General features: G+C 72.7%; 13 protein-coding genes. 4 read left to right on the top strand and 9 right to left on the bottom strand.

The window, feature by feature from the left end; all coding sequences use genetic code 11:
* Window positions 1-36 precede the first annotated feature (36 nt).
* Window positions 37-1,128 (bottom strand): alanine racemase, encoded by a 1,092-nt coding sequence (locus VF092_01360; protein HEX6745933.1) that lies wholly within the window; start codon window positions 1,126-1,128, stop codon window positions 37-39.
* Window positions 1,129-1,388: 260 nt separating this feature from the next.
* On the opposite strand from VF092_01360, the gene VF092_01355 reads away from it, so the two are divergent.
* Both VF092_01355 and VF092_01350 read left to right on the top strand, forming a co-directional pair.
* Window positions 1,389-2,276: a methylated-DNA--[protein]-cysteine S-methyltransferase gene (locus tag VF092_01355; protein HEX6745932.1), complete on the top strand. Its 888-nt coding sequence runs from the start codon at window positions 1,389-1,391 to the stop codon at window positions 2,274-2,276.
* Window positions 2,242-3,708 (top strand): aminotransferase class V-fold PLP-dependent enzyme, encoded by a 1,467-nt coding sequence (locus tag VF092_01350; GenBank protein ID HEX6745931.1) that lies wholly within the window; start codon window positions 2,242-2,244, stop codon window positions 3,706-3,708. Before VF092_01355 ends, VF092_01350 begins: the two co-directional genes overlap by 35 nt.
* Before the next feature lie 452 nt (window positions 3,709-4,160).
* On the opposite strand, the gene dnaG is transcribed toward VF092_01350, so the two are convergent.
* The 3 genes from dnaG to VF092_01335 all read right to left on the bottom strand — a co-directional run bounded on the left by dnaG (window position 4,161) and on the right by VF092_01335 (window position 11,113).
* The gene (gene dnaG, locus VF092_01345; GenBank protein ID HEX6745930.1) at window positions 4,161-6,032 is read right to left on the bottom strand and encodes a DNA primase; all 1,872 of its coding nucleotides are present in this window, start codon (window positions 6,030-6,032) and stop codon (window positions 4,161-4,163) included.
* 495 nt (window positions 6,033-6,527) lie between these two features.
* Window positions 6,528-8,924, bottom strand: coding sequence for an endonuclease MutS2 (locus tag VF092_01340; GenBank protein ID HEX6745929.1), 2,397 nt, complete (start codon window positions 8,922-8,924; stop codon window positions 6,528-6,530).
* Between the two features lie 575 nt (window positions 8,925-9,499).
* A complete protein-coding gene (locus VF092_01335; GenBank protein ID HEX6745928.1) occupies window positions 9,500-11,113 on the bottom strand; it encodes an ATP-binding protein in 1,614 nt (537 codons plus the stop codon).
* 340 nt (window positions 11,114-11,453) lie between these two features.
* On the opposite strand from VF092_01335, the gene VF092_01330 reads away from it, so the two are divergent.
* Window positions 11,454-12,125, top strand: a complete 672-nt coding sequence (locus VF092_01330; GenBank protein ID HEX6745927.1) for a metal-dependent transcriptional regulator — start codon at window positions 11,454-11,456, stop codon at window positions 12,123-12,125.
* Window positions 12,126-12,200: 75 nt separating this feature from the next.
* Window positions 12,201-12,542, top strand: a complete 342-nt coding sequence (locus VF092_01325) for a hypothetical protein (protein HEX6745926.1) — start codon at window positions 12,201-12,203, stop codon at window positions 12,540-12,542.
* 78 nt (window positions 12,543-12,620) lie between these two features.
* On the opposite strand, the gene VF092_01320 is transcribed toward VF092_01325, so the two are convergent.
* The 5 genes from VF092_01320 to VF092_01300 all read right to left on the bottom strand — a co-directional run.
* On the bottom strand, window positions 12,621-12,833 hold the full coding sequence (locus VF092_01320; GenBank protein HEX6745925.1) for a hypothetical protein: 213 nt from the start codon (window positions 12,831-12,833) through the stop codon (window positions 12,621-12,623).
* Between the two features lie 9 nt (window positions 12,834-12,842).
* The gene (locus tag VF092_01315; protein ID HEX6745924.1) at window positions 12,843-13,376 is read right to left on the bottom strand and encodes a HEPN domain-containing protein; all 534 of its coding nucleotides are present in this window, start codon (window positions 13,374-13,376) and stop codon (window positions 12,843-12,845) included.
* Window positions 13,377-13,565: 189 nt separating this feature from the next.
* On the bottom strand, window positions 13,566-14,009 hold the full coding sequence (locus tag VF092_01310; GenBank protein ID HEX6745923.1) for a GatB/YqeY domain-containing protein: 444 nt from the start codon (window positions 14,007-14,009) through the stop codon (window positions 13,566-13,568).
* 239 nt (window positions 14,010-14,248) lie between these two features.
* Window positions 14,249-15,154: a BON domain-containing protein gene (locus VF092_01305; protein HEX6745922.1), complete on the bottom strand. Its 906-nt coding sequence runs from the start codon at window positions 15,152-15,154 to the stop codon at window positions 14,249-14,251.
* A gap of 86 nt (window positions 15,155-15,240) precedes the next feature.
* Window positions 15,241-16,256: hypothetical protein (locus tag VF092_01300; protein HEX6745921.1), on the bottom strand; the 1,016-nt coding region annotated here is incomplete at its 5' end.

The following is a 16,256-nucleotide window of genomic DNA, read 5'->3' as shown; positions in this document are numbered from 1 at the left end:
GAGTTCTCTGCGACCTCTGCGGCCTCTGCGTGAGATTCAAAGCGGTGCCCGCCCCCGCCCGGCAACCTCCCACTCCGCGACGATCTCATCGCCCCGGATCCCCCAGAGCTTTTCCTGGAGATTGACGGAGACGCACACGTGGTTGGGGACGACGCGCACCCGCTCGCCGATGCGCGGCCGCCACTCCGTCGCGGAGAGGTCGAGCAGGCCGTGTTCCTCGCTGACGGCCTTCACCACCACCTCCGGACGATCGAGCAGCGCGCCGTAGCCCCCTCCCTCCGCGCGCAGTTCCTCGCGCGACAGGGCCTTGGAGCCCGCGTCAACCACCGCCTGCCCGGGGACGGCCGTGCTCACCACCGTCGCCAGCACCGAGTACGCGACCTCGTCCCAGCCGCAGGCGCCGATCTCGGCGGTCGTGCGGTCGTTGAAGATGTTCGTCCCCGGCCGCACCTCGGTCAGCCCGCCGATCTCGTGCGAGCGCCAGAAGGTGGGCGTCGACCCGCCGCTCACCACCTCCGGCGGCACCCCCGCGTCGCCGAGCGCGTCGATCAAGCGGCGCACGGTCGCGGAGAGCTCGCGCAGCGCCGCATCCTGCGCGTCGACGTGGCTGCGGACGTGTCCGGGGTAGAACATCACACCGCGGTACTCGATCCCCTCCATCCCCGCCACCTCGCGCGCGAGGGCGACCGCGTCTTCGGGAGATTGCACGCCGACGCGATGCATCCCCGCGTCAAGCTCCACCAAGACGCCCACTCGGCGGCCGGCCGCGCGCGCCGCCTCCGCCAGCCCCCGCAGCGCATCGGCCGAATCGAGCCCGACGGTCAGCCGCACCCGCGCGGGGAGCGCCATCAGTCGATCGAGCTTTCCGCGGCCGACGACGGGGTACGCGAGGAGAAGGTCGTCCACCGCCGTCGCCATCACCTCCGCCTCGCGCGGCGTGGCCACGGTGACGCCGACGGCGCCCGCGCGCACCTGCTCGGCCGCCAGCGCCGCGATCTTGTGCGTCTTGGCGTGCGGCCGCCACCCCAGCCCGTGCGCGCGGCAGTACTCGCCCGCGCGCCGCAGGTTGGCGTGCATGCCGTCCACGTCCACCACCGCCGCGGGCGTCTCCAGGTCGTCCAGCCTCATCACACTCCGCTCCGATACCATGTCCGGTCCACGCACGTCCTGACGCTCCGCGCGCGAAGCAGCCGCGAGCGCAGCGAGCCCCCGTCCCTCCCCCAGTCGGTTTTGGGGGAGGGACAGGCGCGAAGCGCCAGGGAGAGGGCCCACGAGGTGGGCAAGATCCGGGTGGAGATGGGATCTGTCCACCCCCATCCTTCGTCCGTGGATGCGCGAAACCCTTCCGCATCCGAGATTGGAGATCACCTGCATCCCGGACGACCCCGATGCCCGTCTCCGACTACGACCGCATCGCCCAGGCGATCCACTTCCTCGAGCAGAACTACCGGCGGCAGCCGGCGCTCGACGAGGTGGCCAAGAGCGTGTACCTGAGCGAGTTCCACTTCCAGCGCCTGTTCCGCCGCTGGGTGGGGATCAGCCCCAAGCGCTTCCTGCAGTTCCTGACCATCGAGCACGCCAAGCGCCGCCTGGACGAGTGCCGCAGCGTGCTCGACGCCACCTACGACGCCGGCCTCAGCAGCCCCGGCCGCCTGCACGACCTGTTCGTGACCCTCGAGGCCGTCACGCCGGGCGAGTACAAGCAGAAGGGCGCCGGGGTGCGCATCGCCTACGGCTTCCACGACACGCCGTTCGGTACCGCGCTGCTGGGCGCCACCGAGCGCGGCCTCTGCTCGCTCGCGTTCGTCGACGAGGGCGGCGAGGGGGCGGCCATCGACGAGCTGCGCGCGCGCTGGCCGCTGGGCGACCTGGACGAGGACGCGCGCCGGACGGCGGAGCTGGCCGCGCGCATCTTCGCCCCGCGGGCGAAGGACGACAAGCCGATCCCCCTGTTCGTGCAGGGGACCAACCACCAGGTGCGGGTGTGGGAGGCGCTGCTGCGCGTCCCCGCCGGCGCGCTGGTCAGCTACGAGCAGCTGGCGGCCGCCGCGGGAAAGCCGGGCGCGGTGCGCGCGGTGGCCGGCGCGGTGGCGCGCAACCAGGTGGCCTACGTGATCCCCTGCCACCGCGTGATCCGCAAGCTGGGCGCGTTCGGCGGCTACCGCTGGGGAAGCGACCGAAAGATGGCGATGCTGGGCTACGAGGCCGCCCGGCTCTTCGGCGACGAGGGAGAGGAGGGGGATGGAGAAGCCCGGGGCCGCGCTGCGGCTGGATGAGCACGCCCGCCGCGCGCTCTGGTCGTGCGTGGCGGAGGAGACGGAGCGCTACCTGGCGGGCGTCGATCGCCTGCCCGTGCGTCCCGGCGCGGACGAGGACGAGATGCTGCGGCGGCTCGCGGCGGTCGACTTCGCCGCGCCGCTGGCGCCGGAGGAGGCAGTGGGATGGGTGGCCGGCGGGCTGGCGCGCTGGCAGATGCAGACCTCGCATCCGCGCTACTTCGGCCTGTTCAACCCGCCGTCGACGACGATGGGGATCGCCGCCGACGCGCTGGCGGCGGCGTTCAACACGCAGGTGGGCGCTTGGCACCACTCGCCGCTGGGCGTGGCCATCGAGCGGCGGCTGATCCGCGAGCTGGGCGCGAAGCTGGGATTCGATCCGCGCGCGGTCGACGGCTCGTTCACCACGGGCGGCAACGAGGCCAACCACACCGCCGTCCTCTGCGCCCTGGCGACCGCGTTCCCGACGTGGGGCGACGACGGCGTCCGCGCGCTCGATGGCGACCCGGCGCTCTACGCCAGCGCGGAGGCGCACCACTCGTTCGTGAAGGCGGCGCGCGCCTGCGGCCTCGGCAACCGCGCCGTCCGCACCGTGCCGGTCGACGACGCGCTGCGGATGCGGCCCGACGTGCTCGCGCGGATGATCGCCGAGGACCGCGCCGCCGGCCTGGTGCCGTTCCTGGTCGTCGCCACGGCGGGGACGACGAACGCGGCGGCGGTCGATCCCATTCCCGCCATCGCGGAGGTGGCGGAGCGCGAGGGGGTGTGGCTGCACGTGGACGCGGCGTGGGGCGGCGCGGCGGCGCTAATCCCCGAGCTGGCGCACCTGCTGGCGGGGACGGAGCGCGCGGACTCGCTGACTTTCGACGCGCACAAGTGGCTGTCGGTGCCGATGGGCGCCGGCCTGTTCCTGACCCGCGACACGCGCGCGCTGGAGGCGGCGTTCCACATCGAGACCGCGTACGTGCCGCGCGGCGAGGAGTCGCTGGAGCGGCCCGACTGGTACGCGCGCTCGCTGCAATGGTCGCGGCGCTTCATCGGGCTGAAGGTGTTCCTCTCGCTGGCCGTGGCGGGGTGGGATGGTTACGCCGCCGCGCTCCGCCACCAGGTGGAGATGGGGGATTTGTTACGCCGCGAATTGGAGGCGGCGGGATGGAGGATCGAGAACCGCACGGCGCTTCCCATCGTCTGCTTCAGCGACCCGTTGCGTGGCGATGGCGATCAGGTATCGCACCTGGATGCCGTCTGCGCGCACGTCGTCGCCTCGGGAGATGCGTGGCTGTCGACCACGCGGCTGGCGGGGATCGGACCCGCGCTCCGCGCCTGCATCACCAGCTTCGAGACGGCGCCGGAGGACGTCCGCATCCTCGTCGCCGCGCTAGGGCGGGCGCAGAAGGCGGTGGGCGGGGAGCGGGCGGCGGCGGGCGGGTGAAATGCCGCCGCCCCATGTATTCCCAACTCAGCGCGAGGAGAAGATTGGTGCGAGTGGAAAGGCATCGTACCCGCCGCGGGTGGCCCCCTCCCCCGGCCCCTCCCCCGCTCCGCAGGGGAGGGGAGAACTCATTGCGGCGACGAGGCTTGCGTGAGGGATGCGCGCCCGGAGGGCCGGGACACCGCCGCGCGTGCGCGGATGCCGCGGGATCGCGCGGATGCCGGGCGCGGCGGGGGCCCGGCGCCGTTGGCCACAGTAGTATCGTGGCCTACGGCGCGCGCAGCCCGTTTGGGCGTCTAAGCGCCCAACACGCCCGAGAAACGTAATGCGTGAGTGCGTGAGTGCGTGAGTGCGTGAGTGCGTGAGTGCGTGAGTGCGTGAGTGCAGAAGTGCGTCGGTCCCGCGCCGGGACCCACGCACTCGCGCACTTACGCACTCACGCACATCGAGGTTTACCGCGCCACGATCATCGACGACTTCAAACCCGCCTTGCGTAAATAGCCGCTCGTGCCGCGCAGCTCCTCGGTGAGCTGCTTCTTCTCGCGGAAGAGCGCGATCTGCGCCTCCTCGCTGGCGCCCTCCATCAGCTCGCGCCCGATCTCGGCCAGCCGCGCCTGGATGCTGCGCGCGCGGATCAGCTGCAGGCTGCCCATGAAGAACTGGTCGGCCGGCACCAGCGTGGCCGCCTCGGGGTCGCCGCGCAGCTCCTCCACCAGCGGCAGCACGTCGGGGGGGAACACCTGCAGCCACTCGCCCTCGGGGTCGCGCCCGCGGCTCTCGGCCTCGACCAGCCCCGCGAACACCGTCCCGTACGCCGGGTGCCGGAAGTCGTCGGGCGAGAGCTCGGCGGCCGCGCGCTCCACCCACGCCTCGTCGCGGAACATCAGCAGCAGGAGGATGCGCTCGGGGAGGTGCCGCTCGATGACCGCGCGCGCCATGGCCCCCAGGTCGTCGGGGCGCCGCCCGGGCTCGGGGCGGCCGTTCTGCCGCCCGTGCACGGGCGGCGTCCCGCTCCGACGCTCGGCCGCCGGCGTCTCGGCCGCTTCCTTCTCCAGCGTTTCGCGGGGGACGCCGGTCTTGGCCGAGATGCGCTGGATGTACACGCCGCGCATCACCTCGTCGGCGGTGGCGCGCACGGTGGGAAGGAGCGCGTCGATGGCCTGGCGCGTGCCACGGATGGAGCCGAAGTAGTCGCGCCGCTCCAGGATCTGGATCTTGCGCTCGAGCACGTCCACCGCGTCGCCCAGGAAGCGCTTGAGGGCCGCCGCGCCCTGGGCGCGCACCAGCGAGTCGGGGTCCTCGCCCTGCGGCAGCGTGGCCACCAGCACCTCGACGCCCGCGCGCAGCAGCTCGTCGCCGGTGCGGAAGGTGGCCTTGAGGCCGGCCTTGTCGCTGTCGTACAGCAGGATGGCGCGGCCGCAGTAGCGGGCGATCAGCGCCGCCTGCTCCTCGGTCATGGCCGTCCCCAGCGGCGCCACGGCGTTGGCCACCCCGTGCGACGCCAGCGACACGAAGTCCATGTACCCCTCGACGACCAGGACCGTCTCCTCCTTGCGGATGGCGTTCTTGGCCCAGTTCAGCCCGTAGAGCGTGCGCCCCTTGGTGTAGACGGGTGTCTCGGGACTGTTGAGATACTTGGGGATGTGCGGCTCGGCGTTCCCCAGGATCCGCCCGCCGAAGGCCACCACGCGCCCCGCCAGGTCCTCGATGGGGAAGATGACGCGCCCGCGGAAGACGTCGTACGGCTCGCGCCCGCCCTTCTGTGATTCCTTGACGAGCCCCAGCTCCAGCAGCATGGCGTCGGAGATGCCGGTCTTGCGCGCGGTCTCGCGGAAGGCGCCCCACTCCTCGGGCGCCCACCCCAGCCCGAAGCGCTCGGCCGACTCGCGGGATACGCCGCGCTTCTCCAAGTACTCGCGCGCGGCCCTGGCCCCGTCGCTCTCCCACAGCTGCTTGCGGAACCAGTCGCGGGCGAAGGCGTTGACCTCGTAGAAGGCGCGGTCGGGGTCTTCCTCCTGGCGCTCCTCGCGCTCGTCGGGCACCTCGATCCCCACGCGCGCCGCGGTCCAGCGGATGGCGTCGGGATAGGTCATCCCCAGGTGCTTCATGAGGAAGGTGTAGATGGTGCCACCCTCGCCGCACACGAAGCACTTGTAGAACCCCTTGGCGGGGTCCACCGAGAAGTTGGGCCCCTCGCCGCCGTGCAGCGGGCACGGCCCGCGGAAGGTCTTCCCGGAGCGCTTGAGGCGCGTGTGCTCCGAGAGGATCTCCACGATGTCCGCGGCGTCGCGGATCTGCTCGACGAGGTGGTCGGGGATCGGCATGCGGGTACTTCGGGGGACAGGGTACAGGGAACAGGGGACAGCCTTCCACGGCGCCCGGCCGAGGCTTCTGCCGCCCGCTCCCTGCTGCCGTCCGTCACAATCTAACGCGCGGACGGTGCGCCCGAATCAGCGACACTGTCCGGAACTGACCCTCCCCCCGCGACTGGGGCCGCGTACCCCCTCCCGATAACGGGAGGGGGTAAACTTCGAGCGCGCGGCGCAACCATTTCCGCGCTCCTCGCCTCAGGTGCGACGCAATCGTGGCGGCCAGCCCCGCTCTCCACGCCGCCACCGTCGCCGCGCTGAGTTCTCCCCTCCCCTGCGCAGCGGGGGAGGGGCCGGGGGAGGGGGCCAGTCCGCGGCCGCGCCGACCCGCGTCACCCGCGCGAGTGTCCTCACCCCTACCTCTCCCGGTACGGGAGAGGTGGCGAGCCTAAGCGAGCCGGAGAGGGCGCAGCGCCGCGGCCCGCGTCAAATTCAGCACTCAGCACTCGCCTACGCGAACTCCACCACCGTCACCCCCGTCCCACCCTCGAACAGCTCGCCCGGGCGCGAGGACGAGATGCGGTGGTCGGCCTTCAGCAGGTCGCGCACGTGGGCCCGCAGCGCGCCCGTGCCCTTGCCGTGGATGATGCGGAAGCTGGGGAGCCCCGCCAGGATCGCGTCGTCGATGGCGCGCCCCAGCGTGGTCTCCACCTCGTCCACCCGCATCCCGCGCAGGTCCACCTCGGGCCGCGCCTCCACGCTGTGCACGAAATACCCCGCGCTCGAGCGCCGCTTCTCGGGCTCCTGGTCGCCCGGCGGCAGCGGCGTCAGGTCCTCGCGCGGCAGGAGCAGGCGCATGGCCCCGGCCTCCACCATCGCCTTCCCGTCGCGCAGCTCCACCACCGTGCCCGTGCGCCCCAGCGACTCGATGCGCACCCGGAGGCCCGGCTCCAGCTCCGCCGCCGGCGCACGTGCCCGTCCCGCCGACGGTGTGCCCGCGCGCTGGCGGCGCTCGGCGGGGGCCTTCTCCTTCTGCCGCTTGGCCGCCTCCTCCACGCGGCGGCGGGCGGCGCGGGCGGCCTCGTCGAGCGCGGCCTGGTCGGCGGCGCCGCGCACCTCGGCGATGGCGGCCTCCACCTCCTCGCGCGCCTTCAGCAACAGGTCGCGCGCCTGCTGCCGGGCGCGCCGCTCCGCGTCCTTCTCGCGCTGCTTCAGCTCGACCTCGCGCTCCTCGAGCCTGGCCTGCAGCGCCTCGGTGCGCGCCCGCTCGCGCTCGAGCTGCGCCGTCGCCGTGTCCAGCCGCTGCTCCTTGGCCTCCAGCTCCAGCAGCAGCCGCGCGACGTCGCGCTCGCCCTGCGGGAGCGTGGCCTCGGCCGTCTCCAGCACCCCCTGCGGCAGCCCCAGCCGGCGGGCGATGGCCAGCCCGTACGAGCGCCCGGGGACGCCCTTCACCAGCCGGTAGGTGGGCACCAGCCGCTCGGCGTCGAACTGCAGCGACGCGTTCACGATCCCCGGCTCCTGCGTCGCCAGCAGCTTCAACTGGCCCAGGTGCGTCGTAGCCACGGTGAAGCAGGAGCGGCGCGTGAGCTCGGTGAGCACCGCGGCCGCCAGCGCGCCGCCCTCCACGGGATCGGTGCCGCTCCCGGCCTCGTCGGTCAGCACCAGGCTCTCGAACCCCGCCCCCTCCAGCGCCTCGCGCAGGTTCTTGAGGTGCGCGCTGAAGGTGCTGAGCGACGCCTCGATGCTCTGCTCGTCACCGATGTCGGCGAACACCTCGCGGAAGACGGGGAGCTTCGTGCCGTCGCCCACCGGCGGGACCACGCCGCTCTGCGCCAGCAGCGAGATCAGCCCGATGGCCTTCAGCAGCACCGTCTTGCCGCCGGTGTTGGGGCCCGAGATCAGCAGCGTGCGCTCGCGCCCGTCCATCATCAGGTCGAACGGCACCACGTCGCGCGTCCGCGCCAGCAGGATCGGGTGGCGGCCGTTCACCACCGTGTAGTGCTCGGTCCCCGCCGCCAGCATGGCCGGGCGGCGGCCGTCCACGCGCAGCGCGTAGCGGGCGCGCGCGAAGAGCGAGTCGAGCTCCACCAGCGCGGCGAGCGAGGCGGCCAGCTCGGGCTGCAGCGGGCGCAGGCGGTCGGTCAGCTCGCGCAGGATGCGCAGCACCTCGCGCGCCTCCTCGGCCTCCAGCTCGCGCAGCCGGTTCATGGCCTCGATGGCCAGCGGCGGCTCGACGAAGAGCGTGGCCCCGGTGGCGCTCTCGTCGTGCACGATCCCGCCCACCTCGCCGCGCCCCTCGCGGCGCACGGGGATGACGTAGCGCCCGTCGCGCACCGTCACCGAGGCGTCGGCCACGCGGTAGTGCTCGGGGAGCCCGGCCATGTACGCCGCCAGCCGCTCCACCAGCCGCCCGCGCACAGTGCGGATGTCGCGCCGGAGCCGTGCCAGCGCGGGCGAGGCGTCGTCGCGCACGGCGCCCGCCTCGTCGATGGCGCGGGCGATCTGCGCCTCCTCCTTCTCCACGTCGAGCAGCCCGCCGGCCATCAGCGCCAGCAGCGGGAAGCGCTCGGCGCCGCCGCCGGCCAGCAGCGCGCGGCGGGTGGTGCGGCTGGACGCCAGCAGCACGCGCAGGTCGCGCAGCTGCCCGGCCTCGAGCACCGCGCCCTCGATGCGCAGCCGCCGCACCGCCTCGCGCGCGTCGGGGATGGGGGGGATGGACCAGCCGCTGTCGCCGCCCAGGAACGCGCGCATCTGGTCCACGCGCTCCAACTCGGGCGCGATCCACCCCAGGTCGGCCGACGGCTCCAGCGCGCGCACCGCGTCCGCGCCCAGCTCGGACGAGGCGTTGCGCGCGACCAGGTCCAGCGCGTCGCGGTACTCCAGGACGTTCAGGGCGTGGGGATTCATCTTCCGGGCACTGCCTGCGGGTCGGTTCGTCGGGGCCACAAAGCTAACCCCGGCGGGGCGATCCACAAAGCAGGGCTAGGGCGATGCTGATCATCGGCGCCAGTGCCCAGTGCCCAGTGCCCAGTGCCCAGTGCCCAGTGCCCAGTGCCCAGTGCGATACCGAATATAAACCGAATGAGAGGTGGCGGAAAGGTCGGCGAGCGCCGGAAGAGACCCTCATCCCCCGGCCCCTTCTCCCGACAGCAGGAGAAGGGGAGACCTCAGCATGTGGGGAGAGTTCGGCGCGGGTTGGGAAGCATGGTGGCCGCCGCGGGTGGCCCCCTCCCCCGGCCCCTCCCCCGCTGCGCAGGGGCGGGGGGAACTCAGCGCGGGACAATACCTTGCGTGAGGGATGCGCGCCCGGAGGGCCGGGACCCGCCGCGCGTGGGCCGCAGCGGCGGATCGGCGCGGATGCCGGGCGCGGCGGGGCCCGGCGCCGTTGGCCACAGTTGTATCGTGGCCTACGGCGCGCGCAGCCCGTTTGGGCGTCTCAGCGCCCAACACGCCCAAATCCTTCTGTTGCGGTTGAGGATGCTCTACTCGTCCCCGGTCGGCGCGCTGGGGAGGCAGAAGCGGAAGGTGCTCCCTGCGCCGGGGGCGCTCGTGACCTCGATGGACCCGCCCAGCAGCTCCGCCAGCCGCCGCGCGATCGGCAGCCCCAGCCCCGTGCCCGGGGACGAGCCGTCGCCGTTGCCGAGCTGCACGAAGTCTTCCCAGATGCGCGGGAGGTCGTCGGGCGCGATCCCCGTCCCGTGGTCGGTCACCTCCACCGCCACGCCGCCGCCGTCGGCCCCGCAGCGCACCTCGATGGGGCGCCCCTGGCCGAACTTGATGGCGTTGGAGAGCAGGTTCATCAGGATCTGGCGGATGCGCAGCCCGTCGCCGATCACCGGCGCGGGGCGGGCGCGCAGCTCCAGGTCGAGCCGGCTCCCGTACTCGGCGGCCAGCGGGGTGAGCTCGGCGGCCACGCTTTCCACCAGCTCGGCCACCTCCACCTCCTCGCGCCGCGTGTCGAGCCGCCCCGCCTCGAGCTTCGAGAGGTCGAGCAGGTCGTTGATCAGGTCGAGCAGGTGCCGCGCGGACGACTGCGCGCGCTCCACCGCCTCGCGCTGCGGCGCGGTCAGCGCGTCGTACATCCCGCCCATCAGCAGGTCGTTGTACAGCATCACCGTGCTGACGGGGGTGCGCAGCTCGTGGCTGGCCATGGCGTAGAAGCGGTCGCGGGCGCGCATGGCCGTCTCGCGCTCGCGCTCGGCGCGCACGCGGTCGGTGATGTCGTAGCCCACGCCGATCAGCGCCGGCCGGCCGCCCACCTCGGTGCGGGTGCCGTGGATGTCGAGCCAGACGATCTCGCCGTCGGGGCGCACGCCGCGCAGGGTGTAGCGCACCGACAGGATCTCGCCCGCCAGCCGCCGCCGGATGTTCTCGGCCACGCGCGGCTGGTCGTCGGGGTGGATGATCTCGGCCAGGATCCCCGGCTGCAGCATGTACTCGGGGTCGCGCCCGAAGAGCTCGGCGGTCTTGGGGTTCACGTACAGGAAGCGCCCGTCCTGGTAGCAGTAGATGGCCATGATCGACTGCTCCACCAGCGCGCGGTACCACCCCTCGGCCTCGCTCAGCCCCCGGTCGAAGCGCGCGCGCTCGGCTTCGGCGCGCCGCCGCTCGGCCTCGGCGCCGGCGATGGCCGCCAGGTCGGCCAGCGACTGCAGTTCGTCGGCGCCCCAGTCGCGCGGCCGGTCGTCGGCCACGCAGAAGCTGCCCAGCACGTGGCCGTCGCCGGTGGCCACGGGGTAGCCCGCGTACGCGCGGATCCCGAAGCGCACGATCGACGGGTTGTCGCGCAGCAGGGGGTCGGCGGCGGTGTCGCCCACCACCAGCGGAAGGCCGCTGCGCACCACGTACTCGCACACCGAGCCGGGGAGCGGCACCTCGCCGGTGACGTGGGCGGGCGGGGGGAGCCCGACCGAGCTCTTGAAGTACTGCCGGCGGTCGTCGGCCAGCGCGAAGAAGGCCGCCGGCGCGCCCAGGAGCCGCGCGGCCAGGCGCGTGAGGCGGTCGAACACCTCCTCGGGGGGCGAGTCGGACAGGCCGGTTTCGGCCAGCGCGGCCAGGCGCGCGGGGTCGCGGACGACGTCGGGGTAGTCGGTCACCGTCACGGCGGTGGGGCGTCGGGGCGGATGCCAGGGGCGGGGCGCGCGCGCCGCGGCGGCGGGCCGGGCCGGAAGGAACCGGCCGGATCGGCCGATATTTGCCAACATGCCGCCGCCCCGCGACCCGCGCAAGGGACTCGCGTGGGCGCTCCGGAGTGGGCAAAAGTGCGAGCGGTCGCGGAGATGAATCAGGAGAGGCTCGAGGAAATGCCTCAGCCCGCGCTCCGCGTCCTGGCGCGGAACACGCCGGATCTCGCAGTTCTGTCCTTGACACGCCCCACCCGCCGCAAGATGTTCGGGCCACACGCTCACCACGCCGATCAACCCTGGCCATCCCGAGATGTACTCGCCGGTCGTCGAGGACTACCTGAAGGCCGTCTGGATGCTGCAGCAGCAGGAGTCGCCCGTGTCCACCTCGCGGATCGCGGAGCGGCTGGGGCTGACGGCGGCGGCCGTGACGGCCATGATCAAGCGCCTCGACGAGCAGGGGCTGCTTCGCCACGAGCCCTACTACGGCGTGCGCCTGACCGCGCCCGGCGAGCTCGAGGCGCTGCGCATCATCCGGCGGCACCGCGTGCTGGAGCTGTTCCTGGCCGAGAAGCTGGGCTACGAGTGGGACCGCGTGCACGACGAGGCCGAGCGCCTGGAGCACGCCGCCAGCGACGAGCTGATCGAGCGCCTGGCCCGCCTCCTCGGCCAGCCCGAGCGCGACCCGCACGGCAACGCCATCCCCACCGCCGCGGGCGAGATGGACACCGGCCGCTACCCCTCGCTCGGCGAGCTGGAGCCCGGCGAGCGCCGCCGCGTGCTGGAGGTGGAGATCGAGGAGCCGGAGCAGCTCCGCTACCTCGGCTCGCTCGACCTGCGCCCCGGCGCCGAGGTGAAGGTGACGGAGCGCGGGCCCTTCGACGGCCCGGTGTCGCTGGAGGTGAACGGGAACCCGCAGGTGATCTCGCACGCGCTTGCCCAGCGCATCCGCGTGCGCCCCGAAGAGGCGGCGGGCGCGAGCTGAGGCGCGGCCGCTGGCCGGGGATTTGCGCCCGCGGAGGGGCATCGACGCCACGCAGAACGGGAGAGGGGAACGGCGATGAACACGTTCAAGGTGATGGTGGGCGCGGCCGCGGCGGCAACGATCGCGCTGGCGTTCCGCGACTTCGAGGGCGGCGGCTGGCTGCAGCCCGCGCTCCCCGGCGCGGGCCGCTTCGGCCCCGGCGACCTGCTGCTGGAAGAGGACGAGGACGACGAGGAGTTCCTCGAAGAGCCGGTGCTGGGCTACGACGGGATGGACCGCGACACCCTGGTCGACTGGCTCGACGACGCCGACCTGGACGAGGCCGCGCTCCTGCGCGTCCGCCGCTACGAGACCGCCACCCAGAACCGCGAGCCCGTGCTCGACAAGGTCGACGACCTCCTCGCCGCCTTCGGCTGAGCGGCGGATTCGCCGTCGCAAACGACAGCAGGCCGCCACCGATGCGCTGGTGGCGGCCTGCTGCATTCACTCCGGGGTCTATTCTACGGGGATGAGCTCTTCGGCGGGCCAGACGTACGGCCCTTCCGAGTACCCGCTCAACGGCCGGATGCCGAGCAGTCGCCGGCCATTCACTCCGATGTCACCGCGATCCTCGATGACCTCGGCCTCGAAAACACCGCCCGGCATCTGGTACCGCACGCGGCTTCCCACGCGAAGCTGATCTCCCGGCCGCTGCTTCCGCTTTGCCATCTAACCCTCCTACCAGGGACGCACCCCGAAGACCGATTGCAAATATACACGCATGACCTCGTCGAATTCCACTGCCAGCGCATTACAGGCGCTCCGCCACGCGCGCACCTGAGTGATCGTCACCGTCTCTTTCTTGCCATCGCCCACCCGAGTGAAATCCTGGTGGGCAACGGCATTGCGCCAGTTGTTCATCTCGTCGAGTTTTCGCTGTCTATCCGGGTTCGTGCGTGCACGGTTCCGAACGGTGTCCCAGAACTCTACGCCGAGCTTCTCGAAATCGGAACCGATGTTCCCGACGTTGGCATTCCCCCGGTCGAGCTTGTTTCCGGTTGTTAGCAGATTCCGCAGGATCAGGTTCAAAGGACCGTGCGCAGGTTGATTCGTGAGATGGTCCGCTGATTCATTGTACAAGTCCCGGCAGAAGCGCTGGAACTGCGAGGCAAGCAGCACCACGTACGCCTGGTTGATCTGCTGGCGGGCGAAGGCGCGCGCACGCCGGGCGCCGCCCACCACCGCGTGCGCGGCTTCGAGCTCGTCCAGCACCTTGCGGCTGCGGGTCTGCCATCCGCGGAGCGCTCGCGATGCCATCCTGTGGGTCCGGCGAGGATAGAACGTTACGGCGCATTGGACATGAGAAGAGGGCGGAATTTAATCAAAATCGACGACAATGCAAACAGCGCCCGCGGACGCGATCGATGCGTCCGCGGGCGCTGAGGTTCGTGGAGCTACCGGTCAGCCGGCGGCGAGCTCCTCGCGGGCGATGCGGTTCAGCTCCTTGCCGTCGAACTGGCCCTTCGTCTTCGGGCTGACGGCCTTCATCACGCCGCCGATGTCCTTCGCGCCGGCGGCGATGGCGTCGCGGACCATGGCGCGCACCTCGTCCTCGCCGAGCTGCGGCGGGAGGTAGGCCTGCAGGAGCGCGGCTTCCTGCTCCTCCTTCTCCGTCAGCTCGACGCGGCCGGCGGCGCGGAACTGCTCGGCGGCCTCGCGGCGGCGCTTGATGGCGGTGGTGGCCACGCCCTGCACCTCCGCGTCGCCCAGCTCGTGGCCGACATCGATCTCCTTGTTGCGGATCTCGGACAGGAAGGTGGTGAGCAGCGTGGTGCGCAGCTTGTCGCGCTCGCGCCGCGCGGCGTTCAGGTCGTCGCGGATGGTGTCCTTCAGCGTGCCCGCCATCGTCGCCTCGTCATCAGGGGTTCAGGGCCGCGGAATCTACTCCCCTTCCCTCGCGATGCAACAACAACTGAAATGATCTCACGCAGAGGTCGCAGAGGACGCAGAGGCTCGGTCATCGTTCTCTGCGTCCTCTGCGGCCTCTGCGTGAGACCTTCACTTTATCGAATCACCAAGCGGAGGCGGCCCCCCGCCCGGATGCCGGACGAGGGGCCGCTGTTCATCTGCCGAAAGACGATCGATCAGCCCTCTTCGTCCGCGTCGCGGCGGCGGGCGCCCTGCCAGTCCGCCGAGTGCGGCTTGACGGGGACGTCGGACTGCTCGATCTCCAGCTCCAGCCCGGGCGACAGCCCCTCGCCCACGCGCGCCTGGCTGTGCATGGCCTGCGGCTGCTCGGGAGTGGGAATGGCGTGCTTGCCGTACGGGTCCTGGTGGTCCAGCTCGTCCTCGGCGTAGTGCGTGGGGTTGCCGTCGCCGGGGCCGGGGCGCGAGCCCACCCGCGGCTGCGAGTGCGCCAGGTCCTCGTCCTCGTACTGCGCGCGGTCGCTCTGCTCCAGCGCCACCTCGCGCAGGTGCCGCGAGTCGTCGGCGCCGGGGTCGGTCTGCTCGCCCTGGCGCCGCTGCCCCATCCCGATGTTCCGTCCCGTCCACTCTCCCGCCATGTGCCCCTCCCATGCGGTGGGCTCGGCGCCGCGCCGGGTGCGGCGGGCGTCGTCGTCCACGTCCATGCGGTTCACCACCGTCTCCACGCCCTCGACCGCGCGGGCCAGCCGCACCGCGCGCTCCGCCTCGTCCATCGTGCGCACGCTGCCGGAAAGCTCGATGATCCCGCGGCTGATGCACCCCACGTCCACGCCGCGCTCCGCCAGCACCTCGTCGCCCAGGAAGGCGTCGATCACCGCGTCTTCCAGCGCGGACAGGCGCAGCTCCTCGCGCGCGGGGCGGCGCAGGCGGGCGGGGCCGTAGCTCTGCGCGATGCCGCGCGCGCGGTCGCGGATGCGCGCGCCGGCCTGCCGCACCGGCTCGGGCGCGGCAGGCATCGTCTTCGACAGGAACAGCCCCAGCGCCAGCCCGCCGGCCGCGCCGAGTGCGAAGACGAGCGCTTCGCCCAGATCGTTGTCGTTGTGATCACGAGACTTACGCGGCATGTGCCTCCTTCCCGGTCCGTTTCGCGGCGCTCCTCAAGGGCCCGCTCGAAGACCGTTCCGGGGGTGCAAGTCGCGTTCCGGCGGGCTCAGGGTGTGCCGCCCGGCGGGGTGGAGGAGGGAGATGAAGAGGACGGGGAGGAGGACGACGAGCCGTCCTGCTGGCCGGAGCCTTCGCGGCGCTTGCGGCGCTCCTCGTCCTGGCGCTGGCGGATGGCGCGGGTGCGGTCGCGGAAGCTGCGGTCGCGGTCGGTGTCCTCGGCCTGCCGCTCGATCTCGCGGCGCTGGCGCGACTGCTCGCGGGCGGCCTCTTCCTGGTCGCGGTCCACGTGGATCGGCGGGGCCACGCGGGTGGGAAGCCTGTGCCCGGCCACGATCGGCACGCCGCCGTCGCCGATCCCCCACTCGCGGCCGTTCCTGTCGCGGATCGTCCAGTTGCGGGCGCGGCGCTGCCGGGCGGCCTCGTCGGCCACCGAGTCGTTCCACACGCCCAGCGCGGAGCCCAGGTGCTCCATGTAGCGCTCGTGCTCGGTCTTCTGCCGCTCGGGCACCGCCTCGGGGCGCACGATCAGCCGCCGGTCGCCGTAGCCGGCGCCCAGCGGTCCGCCCGCCACGTCGTTGCCGATGGCGTTGCCGCTGCCGCCGGGCGCGCCGTTGGCCACGCCCGGCTGCTGCCCGCCCGCGGGCCCGGCGCCGTTCCCCGCGGGCGCGGGCGGAATGCGCGTGGGCACGCGGTCGGGGAAGCGCTGCAGCTCGGGGATCCGCGCCAGCGCCGAGTCGATCGCCGCGTTGGTCACCGCCTGCGCGGCCGCGGACGGCGTCCCCGCCGGCGCCGCGGCGGCCCCCGCGGACGAGGCGTCCGACGGCCACTGGGTCACGTCCAGGTAGCTGACCTGCTCGTCCTGGTCGGCCTTGGTCCGCGTCCGCGCCTCGCGCCGCGTGACCTCGTTGATCCCCAGGATCAGCACCACCGCGAGGACCACGTGCGCCGCCAGCGACAGCGCTACGCTCCACCGCGTCACCCGCAGCCCGCCGTCGCGGCGGCCGTGGCCACGCAGCGGCGCGCGCACCGGGAGCCGGGGCACGGACGCGCCGGCCTCGGCCG

Origin of the sequence: Longimicrobium sp. (genome assembly GCA_036377595.1) — a bacterium.
Lineage (GTDB): Bacteria > Gemmatimonadota > Gemmatimonadetes > Longimicrobiales > Longimicrobiaceae > Longimicrobium.
This window is presented reverse-complemented; position numbering and strand designations above follow the sequence as displayed.